A 15,944-nucleotide genomic window follows, 5' to 3' on the forward strand; every position below is an offset into this window, starting at 1 on the left:
GATCTATCCGATCTCTCGAAGCAGCGATTTGTTCCGCCCACAAGGTCGAGGTACCGCATGCGCTTCCTTCACACCCCCGTTCGCGATGCTCTGCCTCGCGGACGGCCTCGGCCAAATTACACCCACGCGGCTGATGAAGGGGTCAACGTCTTCTCGCCGGGATAGGCAGCCGCAAGCTCGTCTCTAAGGACGGCGGGCCAGCATCCGGTCGGGATTACAGTTTCTTTCGCCATCAATCCCCGCTTTCCCCGATATTAACGGGATCACTATCAACAGCCCGGCGGCTTGCCTGGGGGATGCATCGCCCTATCGTTTGATTGCCGACTGGAGGACATCATGGAGCCGGAAGAGAGAGTCAAGCGATACGAGAAGACGCTCGCAAGCCTGAGAGAGGATGTGGAGTGGCTCAGGGCGACGCGCTTTTGGACGGACGAAGGACCCAACGAAAACCTCATCGAAGAGCTCGAGCGTGCGGCAGCGATCTACGTCAGCCTTGTGAAGGAACTGAGCAAGCCGCCGGGCTGACATCGTTTCGTGTCATGGATATGCCTCTCTCGTTTGGCGTGGTGGGGGGGCGATCGGAATACCGTGGCCGACCTCCGTAACGGTGTCGACCTTGAGGAACCAACTTGGAACTGGCGAATTGAGTGTTTGTCGCGATCCGCGACAAGGAGTATGCAAATGCCGAACACTCCCCCGCCTGATCAGCAGCCTTATAGAAACCCCGGCAAGGACAAGAACCACCCGGGCGACAAGGCCGATGCTCCAGCAAAGCCCACTGAGCCCCGCGAAGGGCAACAGGATAGGCGATAGATGAAGGACCGGCTGGGTAGAGGCCCTGCCGGTCATGTTCCAGAAGCTATCCTTCACGTGACGCATTCGGCAGCCCCCTGCGCGGAGGTGGCGGCATGGTCGAGGACACGCATTATGGCATCGGTCTGGCAGTCGGTCAGAGTGGGATCGCCCGTGTAGCCCTCAGTCTGGCGGGGTCGAAAATCGCGCGTGAAATCCGCTCGCGCAGAATAGAGGTGTGCACCTGCGCATATTGCTGAGGATCAGCATGGTCTGATATGGCTGCGGCATGGTCTGGCGGAACGAGGCTTCAACCCACCCGGTCTTGTCTTTCCGTGTCGGCCGTGATCCTCGATCGGATCGATGATCACCGGCACGTGTTGGAAAGCTATTCACGTCGCTTGTTGCCGCTTATTCGCTGGCGCCCGGCCGACCGGCGCAATGTCGAGGTCCTGAACGAGACGGCCGACTTCTATCGCTATTTCGATGCGACGCCCCATGCATAGTTTCTGTTCGAATGTGTCGCGCGCACATTTTCACGGTTTTTGGGCGCCAGTAGTAAACGTCACATCGGTTTCCGAGGGTGAATTTTCTTCCAGTCGACTTTTGCCTCTGCGGGGAGAAGGTTGCCGGCAGAGAGGATGAGAGGCAAACCGAAGTCCGCGGCTACATCGCCAAGCCCTCCGTCACATGCTTTGCCAGCGCCTCCGTCGCTGCCGGCGAAATCTGCACGATCGCCCGTGCGTCGAGGTCGAAGACGATCGCCACCGACTGCATCGAGCCGAATACCCGGCCGTTGAACGGATCGACCATCCAGAAGATCAGCGACATGGTGCGCTTGTCGGTCTTCTCCAGCCCCGCCCAGATCTCGAAACAGTCGCCGAGGCGCGGGCGGTCCCCATAGACGATACGGAATTCAAGCACGGCTCCGCCGACCTTGCCGGGCGGGGCTTCCGCAAGCTCGGCCACGAGGGCGCGCAGCGGCCCCGTGATCTGCTTTACACCGCCGCCGACCGCGCCGAGGAATTTCTGCGGTGCCATCCGGCCGAAGACGTCGCAGGAATCCTGCTCGATCAGGCTCATCGCCGTGCGCTTCAAGCAGAGTTCGATGGCCCGGACGCGCGTGGCGGTCAGCGCCACCGGCTCGTCATTCGTTCCGCGCGGCGCTGCTTCCTTCGGCGTCTCGACGAGTGCTGCCGAAGCCCTGTCCCGGAAGGCGGCAGGCCAGGGCAGCGGCGTCACGCCGTCTGAAGCATGCACATGCGTTACCCGCACCCGGAAGGTCGCGGCCACCTGTCCGCTTTCGCTGTGTTGGAGCACGAGCACTGCGAAGGCGGTCGTCTCGCCGATCTCCAAAAAGCCGCCGCTTATGTGCAGCGGGGCTCCCGCATGTGCCTCGCGATGGAAGCGGATGTGGTGTTCGTTGAAGGCGAGCGTGGTTGCGGAATCAGGGGAGAAAAGGCCGGGCAGTCCATTGAAGCCAAAAAGCATGGCGAGCCCCTCGTTGGACCGTGCCACGTAATATTGCGTGTTCCAGTGGCCCATTTCGTCCACTTCCCATTGGCGTGCGCTTCCGCGCCAGACTTCGATCATTCTGGTTTCGGCCATCTTTCCGCTCACGCCGTTTCTTCCTGCAGTACGATGCGGCCCTTGACGGCGCCCTTGAGGAGCCGGCCCATGGCGTCGTTGATCGACGCTTTCGGCACCGTCTCATAGGGGATGGCGTCGAGCTTGCCGCTTTTTGCCAGTTCCACCAGGTCGCGCAGTTCCTGCAGCGTGCCCGTGATGCTGCCGATCAGGCTCAATCCTCCCTGGGCCATGCGCATGGTCGGGACGGTGATCTGGCCACCGAACATGCCTACCATGATGATGCGGCCGCCACGCGCCAATGCCGGAAAGGAGAAGGCGGCCGTCTGGCTGTTGTTGACAAAATCGATGATCGTGCGAACCGGCCTGCCGACCGCCTCGACGATCTTCTTTGTCACGTCGTCACCGGTGGATAGTACCGTCTTGTGGGCGCCTGCCTGAATGGCGGTCTTCAGCTTGTCTTCCGAGACGTCGACCACCACGATGTTTTCGTGGCCGAGCGCCTTGAGGATGACGATGCCGCTCAACCCGAGGCCGCCCGCCCCGACCATGACGATCGCTTCCTCAGGTCTCACCGGCATGGCCTTGCGAATGGCGGAATAGGCGGTGAGCCCGGAGCAGGCATAGGTCGCTGCAAGCGCCGGGTCGAGATCGCCGGTGTCGATCAGATAGCGGCCATGCGGCACGACCACATGGCTGCCGAAGCCGCCGGGCCTCCGCATGCCGAGCGGCCGGCCCTGCATGCAGAGGTTCTCCTGTCCGGCGCGGCAGGCATCGCATTCGCCACAGCCGAGCCAGGGATAGACGAGGCGGCGGTCGCCGACCTCCACGCCGGTCGCCTCCGGCCCCACGGCCGTCACGGTGCCGAGAATCTCGTGACCAAGGGTGAGCGGTCGCTGCAGTCCGATGCTGTCGATCGGAACTTGTCTGTCGCCCATGTCGAAAATGCCCTTCCACAGGGTCAGGTCCGAATGGCAGAGCCCGCAATGGGATACCGAAACGACGACCTCGCTGCCGGTGGGCTGAGGCGTTGCCTCTTCGACCTCTTTCAACACTTCCGACGCCTCGAAAACCTTCCATGACCGCATGGCGCTCTCCTCCCAGATGCTCGCAAAATGCGTATCAGGTTGCCTGTTATCTAGCAATCGGGAAATGGCTATCCGGCCTTATCCGGCCCATCGATCGCCGCTTCCGCACCGGCGATCGCCTTGTCGAGCAGGGCGAGAAAAGTCTGTCGTTCCTCCGGCGACAGATTGCGCAGCAGGTCGGCCTCGTGGTCCGGCATGGAGGCCTCCACCAAGACCGCGGCATCAAGTCCAGCCTTGGTGAGACGCAGTTCGTAAACGCGGCCGTCCTCTATCGAACGGTCCCGCGCGACGAGCTTCTGCTTGATGAGCGGGGCGAGCGACTGGATGAGCGTCGGCGCCTCGATCCTCAGCCGCCTTGCAAGTGCGATCTGGCTGATGCCGGGGTGACGACGGATGAGGAGCAGCACGCCGCCTTGGACCGGCGTGACGGCGAGCGAGCGGGCGCGAAACCAGCTTTGCCAATGGCTGCCGAACAGCGTCTGCAGACGCCTTATGCGGATGCCGACGACACCGTCAAGGAGGACAGCCGGGCCGGTCTCCATTTTCGATGTCTTCGGATCGGAACTCATTTCTTGTCCCAGTTGTCGTAAACTCTCACGTCCATCGTACCGATGCCTTCGATCGTGCCGTGCAGCACATCGCCGGCGGCGATCGGCGCCACACCTTCCGGGGTGCCGGTCATTATGATGTCGCCCGGATGGAGCGTATAGGCCTTGGTGGTGAATTCGATCAACTTCTGGACGTTGAAGATCAAGAGATTGGTGTTCGACTTCTGGCGGCTCTCTTCGCCGATCGTCAGTTCGAAATCGAGATTGTTCGGGTTCGGGATCTCGTCTGACGTGACGACATAGGGGCCGAGCACGCTAAAGGTATCGAGCGATTTGCGGTAGCTGCGCTCCTCCGGCCCGCGGATGGTGATGTCGTATCCGATGGCATAGCCGGCCACGTAATCAAGCGCTTCCGCCTCCGGCACGCGGAAGGCCTTTTTGCCGATGATCACGGCAAGCTCGATCTCATGATCGGTGCGGCGGTCGTTCCAGTCAACGACGATGCCTTCCGAGGGGCCGATCAGCGAGCTGGTCGCCTTCAGAAAGACGCCGGCCTCGGCGATCGGCTTGATCTTCATACCGTGATGCAACTGGTCGCTGTCCAGCACTTCATCGAGGTGGAGGCGGTAATTGACCGGTGCGCCGACGATCTTGCCGGGATTGGCGATCGGGCTCAGGAGGGCCACGTCGGCGAGCTTCTTCGAAGGTGCGGCCTTGGCCATCTCTTCCATGGCCGGCCGAAGCTCGGCGAAATGCGCCATGAACTGGTCGCCGTGCGGGAAGGGGTAGCGGTAGGCCGGCAGGCGGTCGAGCACGGCAGTGACGTCTTTCACCTCGTCACCGATGACCACGCCCAGACGATTATCGTCGAAGCGACAGAAACGCATTTTTCTCTCCTCGGGGTTCTTTTAAAGTCTTGAGCGAGAGGCTCGCGCCATGATCAGGCGCGGGCACGGTCCTCGCGGAAATAGCCGAGCTTCTCCTGCGCGACGCGGTCGGAGAAGCAGAAGACGACGACGTCCTCGTTCGTCCTGATCGAGCGCCACGACCAGCCGGGCACGACGATGACATCCTTCGGGCCGAAATCGAGGGTTTTCGAGCCGATGGTGATCGTGCCGGTGCCTTCGGCGATGCACATCACGATGTGGTCGGTCGAGCGGATCCTCGCCGTTTCCATGCCCTTCGGGAAATAGCTGAGCCAGGCCGACATGGTCGGCATGGTCCAGCCGCCGTCGAGCGGGTTGGCGTATCTGAGCGTCGTGCCGATATGGGCGTCGATCGCCTCGCCGCGTGAGGCGCGGTAAAGGGCTTCTCGGCTGCGCTCGTACGGATAGTTGAAGATCGGCGTCGTCTGGCCGTAGGGGCTGCTGGCCGAGATCGGCAACAGGCCGGAGCCGAAGCGGGCGAGCGAGTCGCCTTCGGGCCGGGTGACCTCCTGTTCCGCGTCATTGTAATCTTCGCGGAAGACCGCTTCGAAGAAGGCGATCATCGGCACGTCGAGGCCGTCCAGCCAGGCGGCCGGGTCGGTACCGTCATTTCCATGGTCGTGCCAGGCCCAGACGGGGGTGATGACGAAATCGCCGAAGGCCATGCGGGTGCGCTCGCCGCCGACGGACGTATAGGCGCCTGTTCCTTCCAGCATGAAGCGCAGCGCCGAGGGCGTGTGGCGGTGGGCAGGCGCCACTTCGCCCGGCATGATGATCTGGATGCCGGCATAAAGCGTCGAGGTGGCGCGCGACTGGCCCGGGAAAGCCGGGTTTTCGAGGATAAGCACGCGGCGCTCGGCCTCTTCGGCGGTCAGCAGGCTGCCGGATTCCAGGATCAGCGGGCGGATCTCGTCATAACGCCAGCGATGCGCCTGCGCCTTCGAGCTCGGCTCCGGCGGCAGCATGCCCTTCATCACTTCCCAGAGTGGCGCCATGTTGTGGGGTCTGAGGCGCCCGTAAAACTCCTCGCGCTTCGCGGCTGTGGTTGCATCGATCTCGTGCATGAAATCCTCCCAATGGTTTCCTCAAGCCATAAATCGTAAGGTATACTAATTGTTTTGGCGAGGTCAATTGAAGGATGGATGATTGCAAGCGGGATTTGCCCCTTACCCTACCACTCTCTCCGTGAGAACGGGGAGAAGATGGCGGCAACTGGATGAGGAGCTTTTATCTGCGTGTCCGGAAGGCTGCTCACCGCTCCGCCGTGCTCTTCGCCTTTGTCGGCTTCGGCAACGTGGGCGACGTGTCGTCATCCTTGCCCTTGGCCACTCGTCCCGGCGCGCCGAGCCGCTCGGAAAGCCGGGTCACCGCGGCTAGCAGCGCGTCGAGCGTCGGTTTCCTCCGCGCCCCGGCGATCTGCTTGTCGGCGCCGAGCACGGTCATGGTCGCGACGATCCGGCCGCTATAGTCGAAGACCGGGGCCGCGATTGCCGCAAAGCTCGAATTGATGCTGTTGACCGTCATCGCATAACCCTGCTTGCGCACGGTCTCGATGATCTTCTGGATGTCCTTCGCGGTCGTGACGCGCGGAGCAAGCGAGGCGGTCTCCTCCGAGGTGTCCCTCTTGGCGGCGGTGATCTCGTCCTGCCGCACACCGGCGGTCTCGCTCTCGTCGAGGTAGCTGAGGAAAACCTGGCCGGTCGCGGAGGTCAAAAGCGGCAGCACATAGCCGAGTCGCACCGCAAGCGAGCCCTGCCGCTCGCCATCCACCTTGGAAACGATGCCCGGGCCGCGATCGCCCCAGAGCGACAGATAGGTGGCGAAGCCCGTCGCGCGTTGCAGCGTCGCCAGTTCCTCGCGTGCGAGTTCCACGACGTCGAGCTGACGGATCGCCGACAGACCAAGCTGGATCGCGAACCGGCCGAGCCCGTAATGGCCTGTGACGGGATCCTGAAAGGCGACGCCTTCCTTCACGAAGCTGACGAGGTAAAGATGCGCCTTGCTGGGCGGCATGCCGGCGGCGGCGGCGATATCGCGCAGCGGCAGCGGACCATTGGCGGCTTCCATGGCGCGAATGACCTGGAAACCGACCTCGATCGACTGAATGCGGCGCTGGGTCCACTCCTCGGGCGGCTTTCCCTTATCTGATGCCATTCTAAATCCCCTGTGTTCCCAGATAATTATCTTTATATTCGAGATAGGTCGAGCTGCTTGAGGGGTAGTTTTCCACAGCCCGGAAAGCTGCCGCGAGATCGCCGGCATCCAGCCTTCGCTCCTGATTGACCAGAAAGGGGCTCTTCGCGCAGGCGAAGGCAAGGCTCTCGAGCGCCGGATCGCCAGCGTCGGGCAGTCCGAGATCGCCAAGCCGGCGCGGCATGCCGATCTCGTCGCAGAAACTGAAAAGCGTCTTGAGCTCGTCTTCTGGACGATGCTCGGCAACCGCCTGCACCAGCGTGCCATAGGCGGCGTGTTCGCCATGCAGCGTCTTCATGCGGACCGGTTCGATCGCGCCGAGTTCTGTCGCCACCGCGTGGGCGACCGAAAGGCCGGTGTTCTCGAAGGCGACGGCGCTGAGCCACAGGATCGCCTCGATGACTGCTTCGAGGTCCGGCGTCACCTCGCCGGTGCCCGCGACCTGCATGGCGCCGGGGCCGTGTTCGAGCAGCATGCGATAGCAGAGGTCGCCGAGCATCATGCCGGTCTTTAGGGGCCGTGTGCCCTGCTTGGAAAGACCGGTTCCTTTCCAGGCGCCTTCGGCCTCGAACTTGGCGGTGAGCGCATCGCCGATGCCGGCGCGCAAGAGCCGGGCGGGGGCCTTGGCGATCACCGCCGTATCGGCGATCACGAAGGCGGGATTTTCGTCCATCTGCTCCACCGCGATCATCCTGTGATGGTCGTCGTAGATGACGATGCCTCGTGTCGACGGCGCATCGGTGGAGGCGACTGTCGGGACGCTGACGAAAGGCAGGCCGGTGCGGCGCGCGACCCCCTTGGCGGTGTCGAGCGTACGGCCGCCGCCGATCCCCACGACCACTTCGCCCCCCTTTTGGCGCACCTCTTCCGCCAGCCGGTCCATTTCCCTGTGGGTGACGTCCGCATCAAATGGGACGATGGCCGGCACTATATCCTGCCTGTTCAGCGTTTCGGTCAGGGCCGCCTCGATATGGGGAAGCACGAGGGCATCGCAGATCGCCACGACCGAACGGCCGAGCGTCGCGGCCTTTTCACCAAGCAGGCCTAAAGATCCCGGACCCTGAATGTAGAAAGCCGGCGCCCGGAATATGCGTGTCATGAACTCCCCCCAAGCTGTCGTGTCGAACGCTATACAACATTATCAAAGGAAAGGGAGTTTAGCCAAAGCCGAATTGACGTCGGTCGAGGGCCTTCAACGCATCAGGCAAGATCGGCGAGATAGGTGTTTTCCGCCCGCGACTTGGCATAGGCCGCAGGTTCGATGGCGGCGGCGATCAGCGCCTCGCCGGCAGCCGCAGCCTCGGCAAGCAGCTTGCCGTCGGGTGCCGCAATGCGCGACAGGCCGGCATAGGCGAAGAGATCGTCGGCGCCGCAGTGATTGATATAGGCGACGAAGACCTGATTTTCGAAGGCGCGGACCTTGATCATATGTTCGGCGATGAAGTCACCCGACCAGCCCTTCGGCAGCGCGGTCGGCACCACGACGAGATCGGCGCCCCCTTTTGCCAATTGGCGGACGTTTTCCGGAAACTCCACGTCATAGCAGATCAGGAAGCCCATCCTGATGCCGCCAAGCGTCACGAGAACCTGGCGCCGGTCCTCCTGACGGAACCACTGCCGCTCGTAGGGACCGTATAGATTGCATTTGCGGTAGACCGCCGTCTGACCCTTGCCGTCGGTGAAGAAGGCGCTGTTGAACACTGCTTCATGCGTCTGTTCGGCGAAACCGGCGACGATCGCCAGCCCATGGCTTTCGGCGATTTCCGACAGGCGATCGGTCACCGGTCCCTGGGCAGGGGTGGCGAGGCGGGCGAACTTGTCCGCCGCGCCGTAACCGGTCAGCGCCAGTTCAGGCGCGATCAAGAGGTCGGCACCTTGGGAAGCGGCCGTTTCCGCGGCGGCCTCGATCTTTGCGAGGTTTGCCTCGATATCGCCGACGACCGGCTGCATCTGGTAACCTGCGATCTTCATTTGTCCTCCGACGTCGCTCCCAGGAGCTTCGGCAAGTCGCCGAAGCGTGCCACCAGCCCAAAAACGACCGCCGCGACGCCCAAGAACAGCACGGTCACGGACGCCATGGTCGGCGTATAGCCGTAACGCAGCGCATTGAAGATCTTGATCGGCAGGGTCTCCATGGTGAAGCCGACGGTCATGTAGGCGACTATATACTCGTTCAGTGACAGGACGAAGGCGAAGGCATAGCCCGAGACGAGATAGGGCAGGATGAGCGGCAGCACGATGGTGCGGAACGCGGTCTTGTCGTCGGCGCCCATCGTGGCGGCCGCTTCCACCAGCGAGCGGTCGATCGCCGAAAAGCCGAGCGAAAGCGTCACCAGCGGCAGCGTGACGAAGAAGATGCCGTGGCTGATCACCGCCGTCCAGGGCTGGCCGTAAAATCCCGTCGTTGCCCAGAACGTCAAAAGTCCGAGCGCGGTGATGACGGGCGGCAGGGTGAACGGCGCAATCCCGAGAAGCTGAAAGATGTTCGCCCAGGGGGCGACCCGCCGCCACAGGAACCATGCCAGCGGCAGGGCGATCAGAAGAGCCAGCAGAGCGGCAAGCGCGGCAAGCGTCAGGGAGGCGATCAGCGCGTTGCGCCATTCCGGATTGGTGAAAACCTGGCCGTACCAGGAGAGCGAAAAACCCTGTGGCGGGAAGGCAAGCGACTGGCGCTGGTTGACCGAGACGCCGGCGACGACGATCAGCGGCAGGGCGAGGAAAAGGCCCACGACAGTCAGGAACAGGCGGCGCAGGGCGATCATTTCCCCTCCTTCTGGCGCCCGATATAGAGTGCCAGTCCGACCAGCGCCAGCGACACCAGCACCAGGAAGACGGCCATCGCGGCGGCAAACGGCATGTTCGACTGGTAGATCGCCTGGTCGGTGATCAGCACCGAAAGCGTCCAATGCTGCGGGCGTCCAAGAAGCTGCGGCAGCAAATAGGAGCCGAGCGCGAAAATGAAGACCATGATCAGCGTTGCCAGGATGGTGTTTCTGAGCGCCGGCACGACGACCGTGAAGAAGGCTTTCACCGGCGAGGCGCCGAGCGTGCGTGCGGCTTCCGTCAGCGTCGGGTCGAGGCGCACGAGCGCCGGATAAAGCACCAGAACGGTATAGGGGAAGGCCTGGTAGGTCATGGCGGTCATGACGGCGCCGAAGCTTGGTGTCAGTGCCTGCGCCTGCTCCATCAGCCCCAGCCAGACGAAAAGATTGGTGAGCCCGGCGGTGCGCGAGAAGAGCGTCGACCAGGCAAAGCCGATCATGACCTCCGAGAGCGACAGGACGGAGAGCAATGCGACCAGCCAGACGATCTGGACGTGTCGCTTGGAACGGGACAGCAGGTAGGTGAAGGGAATGCCGATCACCACACAGGCGATGGCGACCGCGACGGCGAGCGCCAGCGAAAAGCCCAGCACCTTTCCGAAGAAGAGGCTCAGGAAGCGGGCGTAATTGTCGAAGACGAAAGCCGGCGTATAGAAGCCGCCCTGTTCACGCTGAAAGAAGGAGACGGCGATCATCGTGGCGAACGGCACCACGAAGAAGAGGGTCAACATGCCCGCCGGGAAGAAGAGCGGACCATAATCGGCCAGACGCTGCGGCGGTTCGCGTCTCATTTCGAAAGCACCACGCTGGTCGCCGGATCGAGCTTGATGCCGACCTGTTGGCCGAGCGAAACCTCCGGCCGGTTGCGCGGCGAAGACACGGCGATCACCTGCTGGCCGGCGGCCTCTATGAATGTCTCGATCGCCCCGCCGAGGTCGCGGATGAAGGTCACCGTTCCGGAAATCGCGCCGTTGCCGGGTGCGCTCACCTGCACATCTTCGGGCCTGACCGAGAGCATGCCCTTGGCGGTGCCGGCCGGGAGCGCAAGGCCTTCGACGACCTGTCCGAGGACGACGGCTCGGCCGGCGCTGTCGGCTTCGACGGGCAGGAGGTTGGTCTGGCCGATGAAATCGGCCACGAAGCTGTCGGCCGGGCGGCGGTAGATGTCGACGGGCGCGGCCGACTGGCGGATCTCGCCGCCATTCATGATGACGACCGTGTCGGCCATGGTCATTGCTTCGCGCTGATCGTGGGTGACGACGATCGTGGTGATGCCGAGCCGCTGCTGCAACTGTCGCAGCTCGACCTGCATCGCCTCGCGCAGCTTCGCGTCGAGTGCCGAAAGCGGCTCGTCGAGCAGGAAAAGTTTGGGGGAGATGGCAAGCGCCCGGGCGATCGCGACGCGTTGGCGCTGGCCGCCGGAGAGCTTGTTGACGGACCGGTCGGCAAATCCCGGCAGATGGATCATCGCCAGGAGTTCTTCGACCCGGGCTTTCCGTGCGTCCTTCGCCACGCCGCGAATGCGCAGCGAATAGGCGATGTTTTCGCCGACCGTCAGATGCGGGAAGAGCGCCAGCGACTGAAAAACCATGCCGAGATCGCGCTTGTGGGTCGGCACGGTGGTGATGTCGACGCCGCCGAGTTCGATCGAGCCGCCGGTCGGCAGATCGAGACCGGCGATCATCCGCATCAGCGTGGTCTTGCCGCAGCCCGACGGCCCGAGGAGGCAGACGAACGTGCCGTCGGGAACAGAAAGGCTCACGTCGTTGACGGCCGTGAAGGTGCCGAACTGCTTCGTCACATGGTTGATGTTCAATCCGGACATTGGCTCTCCGCACTTGGTCTGGCGGCTGTAGATAACATGAATTGCCCCTCACCCTAAGCCTTGCCGGGATTGCGCCGGGCGTCTTACCCGTCCTTCGGATCCCCGCATGGGGAGAGGGACGTGCCCAGCTGGGCTTCAAGGTGACGGAAACGCCTTCGGCACCTATCTTCTCCCCGCCAAGGCGGGGAGAGAGGCGAGCCGGAGGATGGCAGTACCCGCCGAGGCAAGGGCGCCTATCCCGCGATCATCTCCGTCCACTTCTGGTTCAGGAAGTCGGACTTGGTCTGATAGAGATCGTAGCGCGGGATGATCGGCTCGATATCGGAGGCGACGGCCGCGAACTCTTCCGCCGTCAGGTCGAGCAGGTCGCGCCTGACGGTCGGCGATGTGCCGACTTTGCGCGAAAGCGTCGCCTGGATCGCCGGCTGGCACATGTAATCGATGAATGCATGCGCCTCCTCCGTCTTTTTCGAGGCGCGCGACAGTGCCCAGCAACCGGAATCCTGGATGCCGCCTTCCTTGGGGAAGGTGGAGCGGACCGGATTGCCGTCTGCGGCGGCAAGACCGGTGACGTCGTGGTAATATTGCCCCATGGGGATTTCGCCGGATTTCAGCGCCTGTTCGAACTGCGCCTCGTCGCGATACCACAGACGCACATTGGGCTTGAGCTCGGCGAGTTTTTCGAGCGCCTTGAGGATGCCTTCGTCGGTATCAAGCGCATCGGTGCCGCCCATGAAGGTTTTCGCCGTCACCTCAAGCAGGAAGGAGTTCGAGACGAGCGCCAGCAGGCCCAGCTTGTCTTCCTTGTCCTTCTCCCACATCGCGGCCCAGGAGGTCGGCGCCTCCTTGAAGACGTCCGTGTTGGAGACGAGCGTGATGTACCAGGAGACCGCACCAATGCCGGCGATCCTGCCATCCGAGTACTTGTTGACGAAGCGGTCGATCAGGTTCTTCGAGTTCGGGATCTTGGCGACGTCGAGCGGCGTCCACAGATCGGTCGCCTGACCCTTCAGCATCGCAACCTGCGACATCATCGAGACGTCGGCAGGCGCCGCGCCCGCTCTGGCGGCCTGCTCGAGCTGCACCAGCCAGGCCTCGCCGGTCGGCTCGGCGACGGACTCGACCGCAATCCCGCTCGCCTTCGTGAACTCGGCAAAGATGTTCTTGTCGAAGGAATCCTTGAAGTAGCCGCCATAGACGCCGACCTTCAAGGACCTGTCCTGGGCGCGCAACACGGCGGGCATGGCGAGCATGGAAGCGCCGGCGATACCGGCGCCGAGCACGGCGCGGCGGCCGAGCCTGGTGTTGAGAATATCAGACATGACGTCTCTCCTTTGTTTGCCCGGCCGGATCTCGGCGCATGCGGGCGAGTTCCCACTCTTCTATTGCAATTCTAAGTCAGGCGCGGCCCTTCACGGAAGGGCTGAAGACCATCAGGCTGAGGATTTCGAACAGCATCTGGGCGCCTGCATGCGCCGTGTTGTTGGTCGCATCATATTGCGGCGCCACCTCGACCACGTCGCCGCCGACGATGTCGATGCCCTTCAGGCCGCGGATCAGCTCCAGCACCTCGCGCGTGGTGAGGCCGCCGATCTCCGGCGTGCCGGTGCCGGGCGCGAAGCTCGGGTCGAGGCTGTCGATGTCGAAGGAGACATAGGTCGGGCCGTCGCCGACGATCTTTTTCGCCCTCTCGATAATCGCGGGAATGCCCATGCCGGTCACTTCCTCCGCATGAATGACGGTCATGCCGGACTCGTAGGAGAATTCCCAGAGATATTCGGCAGCGCCACGGATGCCGATCTGGATCGTGCGGGCCGGATCGAGCACGCCGTCGAGCACCGCGTTGCGGAACGGCCCGCCATGGTGGAACTTCGTCTCGTCGAAGAAGCCGCTCGTGTCGCAATGGGCATCGATATGGATCAATCCCACGGGCGCCCTTTTGCCGACCGCCTTCAGGATCGGGTGGGTGATCGAATGGTCGCCGCCGACCGACAGCGGCAATACGCCCGCATCGACGATCTGGCCGACGCGTTTTTCGATGTCGTCATGGCTCATTTCCAGCCGATAGCGGCTGCGGAAAGGGACGTCGCCGATATCGGCGACCCGCAGTTCATGGGTGGGGGCGCATTCCAGGACGTGGTTGTAGGGCCCGACGCGTTCGATCGCACGCAGCGCCCGCGGCCCGAAGCGCGAACCCGGCCGGTTGGTGACGCCGAGATCCATCGGCATGCCGATCATCGCCACCTGAAGATCGCCGAAATCCGGGTTTTCCGCATCGACCTGCATGTAAGGGGCATCGAGAAGCGTCGGGATGCCGGCATAGGGTGCGACGCGCGTTCCCGCCTTGTTGAAGATTTTCTCGCCAACTTTTTTGAACTTCGGGTCGAAAATCTCGCCGCCCGTGCTGTTCAGATATTTGGCCCGCAACTCTTTGAGCCTGTTTGCGTCGAATGCCATCACTGCCTCGCTTGTGTTGGGCCGCTTGGGGCGCAGCCTAAATTTTGTTCCCTGGCAGAAAACGCCGTCGTTTTCATCATTATCTGCTAGGAGAGGGTAGAAAAGCAATTGAGATTGTTCTAGCGGTTCATGTGAGAAAAGCTCACATGGGGGATCATGATGACGAGCCGCCTGCCGCCCCTCAATCCTCTGCGCGCTTTCGAGGCGACGGCCCGGCGCGGCTCGGTTTCAGCCGCCGCGCGCGAGCTCAACGTCACCCATGGCGCCGTCAGCCATCAGATCAAGGCGCTGGAGGAGTCGCTGAAGGTGACGCTGTTCGAACGGGGCGCCAAACGGTTGAAACTGACCTCCGAGGGTGCGCTTCTGCTGCCCGCCGTCACCCAGGCTTTCGGCGAGATCGCCGCCGCGACGGCACAGATGCGGCGTCCGGCAACGACCGGCGAGCTGTCGATCACCTGCGTGCCGGCGCTACTGTCCTTCTGGATCGTGCCGCGCCTCAACTCCTTCACGGAGCAGTTTCCCGGTGTCCGGCTGAAGCTTTCCGCCTCCAACGATCCGGCGCATCTTTATTCGCCGGATGTCGATGTCTGCATCCTCTATGGCGACGGCAACTGGCCGGATGCCTGGACGAGGCTCTGGAGCAACCTGCAGCTCTTCCCGGTGGCAAGCCCGACGCTCCTGAACAGCCGTCCGCTGCGCTCGATGCGCGATCTCGAAGACCATGTTCTGCTGCATGGTGACGCGGATGGGCGCGAGTGGAATATCTGGCTTGCGGCAGCCGACGCGATCGACCTGCCGCGTCGGCAGCAGCATTTCATGGGAGATGCGCGCTTTTCGACGGAGGCGGCGCTACACGGGCAGGGGATTGCGCTTGGCGATACGATCACGGCCAGCAATCTGATTGCTCGCGGTGAACTCATCGTGCCCTTTGATTTGAGCGTTACGGCCAACGACGCCTTCTATGTCGCCTGCCGGCCGGCGATGCGCGCAACGCCGATCGTGCGCGTTTTCATCGACTGGATGTTTGCGTCGCTGGAGGCCGATCACCTGGCCGAGCCGCAGACCTCGGCCCGCACGCTTCTGCGCAGCCGACGCGGATGAGGCGCCCGGCCGCCTCATCCGCCTGCGTGAAAAACGCGGCTTCTCGCGCGAGGTTACGGAGAAGGTGCTTCACGGGAAAGGAACCCGCCTCGCCAGAACGGAGCGGCGATTGAAGTGCCGCGACCGGCTGAGTCTGGAAGCGGCGACAGAGTTGATTTTGCCGCGCTAAGCTCGGCAGGCTCCGACCGAGAAGGGATCGAAGCCAATTGGCCGCCCTGCCTGCCGATGCGCTATGAGGTTGCCACGCCCCGGGCGCGTTGTCGCCCCAGTTCCACGACCAAAATTCTCGAAGTTTCTGCCGGGTCACAATCTCCCATTTGTTCCGACGGCAGTTGAGAGGATAGGTACGGTGTCTGAACCTCGCGCCCTAAAAAACCCGCACTTCTTCGTGGCGGGGCCCCAGCGACATTCCCCCTCGGAGAATTTCCAGCCCAACTGCTTTCGACGACGCTCGGCTCAATGGTTGCACCGTGATGCGCATGTGTGTGAAAATGACGTGCGCCATCTCGACATGAGCGTCATGAGGCAAGGTCCGCGGCAGCTTTGGGCATTATTTTCTGTCGAATCGTCGAAATATGATCTTCTTCGGAAGGGGATAAGAGGTT

At 62.8% G+C, this 15,944-nt stretch carries 15 protein-coding genes; 2 read left to right on the plus strand and 13 right to left on the minus strand.

The window, feature by feature from the left end; genetic code table 11:
- Positions 1-336: 336 nt before the first annotated feature.
- Positions 337-525 carry a hypothetical protein gene (locus ACMGE0_RS32065; RefSeq protein WP_436819919.1) on the plus strand — a complete coding sequence of 63 codons (189 nt, stop codon included), beginning with the start codon at positions 337-339 and terminating at the stop codon, positions 523-525.
- A 933-nt stretch (positions 526-1,458) separates the two neighbouring features.
- Here ACMGE0_RS32065 and ACMGE0_RS32070 read toward each other — a convergent pair.
- The 13 genes from ACMGE0_RS32070 to speB form a co-directional block, all read right to left on the minus strand.
- Entirely contained in the window at positions 1,459-2,412 is a 954-nt protein-coding gene (locus tag ACMGE0_RS32070) for a thioesterase family protein (RefSeq protein WP_436819920.1), read from the minus strand.
- Positions 2,409-3,467, minus strand: coding sequence for an alcohol dehydrogenase (locus ACMGE0_RS32075; protein ID WP_436819921.1), 1,059 nt, complete (start codon positions 3,465-3,467; stop codon positions 2,409-2,411). Before ACMGE0_RS32075 ends, ACMGE0_RS32070 begins: the two co-directional genes overlap by 4 nt.
- Before the next feature lie 68 nt (positions 3,468-3,535).
- Positions 3,536-4,036, minus strand: coding sequence for a MarR family winged helix-turn-helix transcriptional regulator (locus ACMGE0_RS32080; RefSeq protein WP_436819922.1), 501 nt, complete (start codon positions 4,034-4,036; stop codon positions 3,536-3,538).
- Positions 4,033-4,902: a fumarylacetoacetate hydrolase family protein gene (locus ACMGE0_RS32085; protein ID WP_436819923.1), complete on the minus strand. Its 870-nt coding sequence runs from the start codon at positions 4,900-4,902 to the stop codon at positions 4,033-4,035. Before ACMGE0_RS32085 ends, ACMGE0_RS32080 begins: the two co-directional genes overlap by 4 nt.
- A 53-nt stretch (positions 4,903-4,955) precedes the next feature.
- On the minus strand, positions 4,956-6,005 hold the full coding sequence (gene gtdA, locus ACMGE0_RS32090) for a gentisate 1,2-dioxygenase (RefSeq protein ID WP_436819924.1): 1,050 nt from the start codon (positions 6,003-6,005) through the stop codon (positions 4,956-4,958).
- Positions 6,006-6,192: 187 nt separating this feature from the next.
- Positions 6,193-7,095, minus strand: coding sequence for an IclR family transcriptional regulator (locus ACMGE0_RS32095; RefSeq protein WP_436819925.1), 903 nt, complete (start codon positions 7,093-7,095; stop codon positions 6,193-6,195).
- A 1-nt stretch (position 7,096) separates the two neighbouring features.
- Entirely contained in the window at positions 7,097-8,233 is a 1,137-nt protein-coding gene (locus ACMGE0_RS32100) for an iron-containing alcohol dehydrogenase (protein WP_436819926.1), read from the minus strand.
- Positions 8,234-8,334: 101 nt separating this feature from the next.
- A complete protein-coding gene (locus ACMGE0_RS32105; RefSeq protein WP_436819927.1) occupies positions 8,335-9,105 on the minus strand; it encodes a carbon-nitrogen hydrolase family protein in 771 nt (256 codons plus the stop codon).
- Positions 9,102-9,896, minus strand: coding sequence for an ABC transporter permease (locus ACMGE0_RS32110; protein ID WP_436819928.1), 795 nt, complete (start codon positions 9,894-9,896; stop codon positions 9,102-9,104). Before ACMGE0_RS32110 ends, ACMGE0_RS32105 begins: the two co-directional genes overlap by 4 nt.
- The gene (locus tag ACMGE0_RS32115) at positions 9,893-10,747 is read right to left on the minus strand and encodes an ABC transporter permease (protein ID WP_436819929.1); all 855 of its coding nucleotides are present in this window, start codon (positions 10,745-10,747) and stop codon (positions 9,893-9,895) included. Before ACMGE0_RS32115 ends, ACMGE0_RS32110 begins: the two co-directional genes overlap by 4 nt.
- Positions 10,744-11,781, minus strand: coding sequence for an ABC transporter ATP-binding protein (locus tag ACMGE0_RS32120; protein WP_436819930.1), 1,038 nt, complete (start codon positions 11,779-11,781; stop codon positions 10,744-10,746). Before ACMGE0_RS32120 ends, ACMGE0_RS32115 begins: the two co-directional genes overlap by 4 nt.
- A 233-nt stretch (positions 11,782-12,014) precedes the next feature.
- Positions 12,015-13,103 (minus strand): ABC transporter substrate-binding protein, encoded by a 1,089-nt coding sequence (locus ACMGE0_RS32125; protein ID WP_436819931.1) that lies wholly within the window; start codon positions 13,101-13,103, stop codon positions 12,015-12,017.
- A gap of 76 nt (positions 13,104-13,179) precedes the next feature.
- Entirely contained in the window at positions 13,180-14,238 is a 1,059-nt protein-coding gene (gene speB, locus ACMGE0_RS32130; protein WP_436819932.1) for an agmatinase, read from the minus strand.
- A gap of 159 nt (positions 14,239-14,397) precedes the next feature.
- On the opposite strand from speB, the gene ACMGE0_RS32135 reads away from it, so the two are divergent.
- Positions 14,398-15,339 (plus strand): LysR substrate-binding domain-containing protein, encoded by a 942-nt coding sequence (locus tag ACMGE0_RS32135; RefSeq protein ID WP_436819944.1) that lies wholly within the window; start codon positions 14,398-14,400, stop codon positions 15,337-15,339.
- Positions 15,340-15,944 lie beyond the last annotated feature (605 nt).

The sequence above is a fragment of the Neorhizobium descurainiae genome (assembly GCF_051400715.1).
In the GTDB taxonomy this organism is placed as follows: Bacteria; Pseudomonadota; Alphaproteobacteria; order Rhizobiales; family Rhizobiaceae; genus Neorhizobium.

Coding starts and splice junctions, on each gene's coding strand:
- ACMGE0_RS32095 (WP_436819925.1), bottom strand. CDS start 7,095: ATGGCATCAGATAAGGGAAAGCCGCCCGAGGAGTGGACCCAGCGCCGC.
- ACMGE0_RS32065 (WP_436819919.1), top strand. CDS start 337: ATGGAGCCGGAAGAGAGAGTCAAGCGATACGAGAAGACGCTCGCAAGC.
- ACMGE0_RS32080 (WP_436819922.1), bottom strand. CDS start 4,036: ATGAGTTCCGATCCGAAGACATCGAAAATGGAGACCGGCCCGGCTGTC.
- ACMGE0_RS32085 (WP_436819923.1), bottom strand. CDS start 4,902: ATGCGTTTCTGTCGCTTCGACGATAATCGTCTGGGCGTGGTCATCGGT.
- ACMGE0_RS32135 (WP_436819944.1), top strand. CDS start 14,398: ATGACGAGCCGCCTGCCGCCCCTCAATCCTCTGCGCGCTTTCGAGGCG.
- ACMGE0_RS32120 (WP_436819930.1), bottom strand. CDS start 11,781: ATGTCCGGATTGAACATCAACCATGTGACGAAGCAGTTCGGCACCTTC.
- ACMGE0_RS32125 (WP_436819931.1), bottom strand. CDS start 13,103: ATGTCTGATATTCTCAACACCAGGCTCGGCCGCCGCGCCGTGCTCGGC.
- ACMGE0_RS32075 (WP_436819921.1), bottom strand. CDS start 3,467: ATGCGGTCATGGAAGGTTTTCGAGGCGTCGGAAGTGTTGAAAGAGGTC.
- ACMGE0_RS32115 (WP_436819929.1), bottom strand. CDS start 10,747: ATGAGACGCGAACCGCCGCAGCGTCTGGCCGATTATGGTCCGCTCTTC.
- gtdA (WP_436819924.1), bottom strand. CDS start 6,005: ATGCACGAGATCGATGCAACCACAGCCGCGAAGCGCGAGGAGTTTTAC.
- ACMGE0_RS32110 (WP_436819928.1), bottom strand. CDS start 9,896: ATGATCGCCCTGCGCCGCCTGTTCCTGACTGTCGTGGGCCTTTTCCTC.
- ACMGE0_RS32100 (WP_436819926.1), bottom strand. CDS start 8,233: ATGACACGCATATTCCGGGCGCCGGCTTTCTACATTCAGGGTCCGGGA.
- speB (WP_436819932.1), bottom strand. CDS start 14,238: ATGGCATTCGACGCAAACAGGCTCAAAGAGTTGCGGGCCAAATATCTG.
- ACMGE0_RS32105 (WP_436819927.1), bottom strand. CDS start 9,105: ATGAAGATCGCAGGTTACCAGATGCAGCCGGTCGTCGGCGATATCGAG.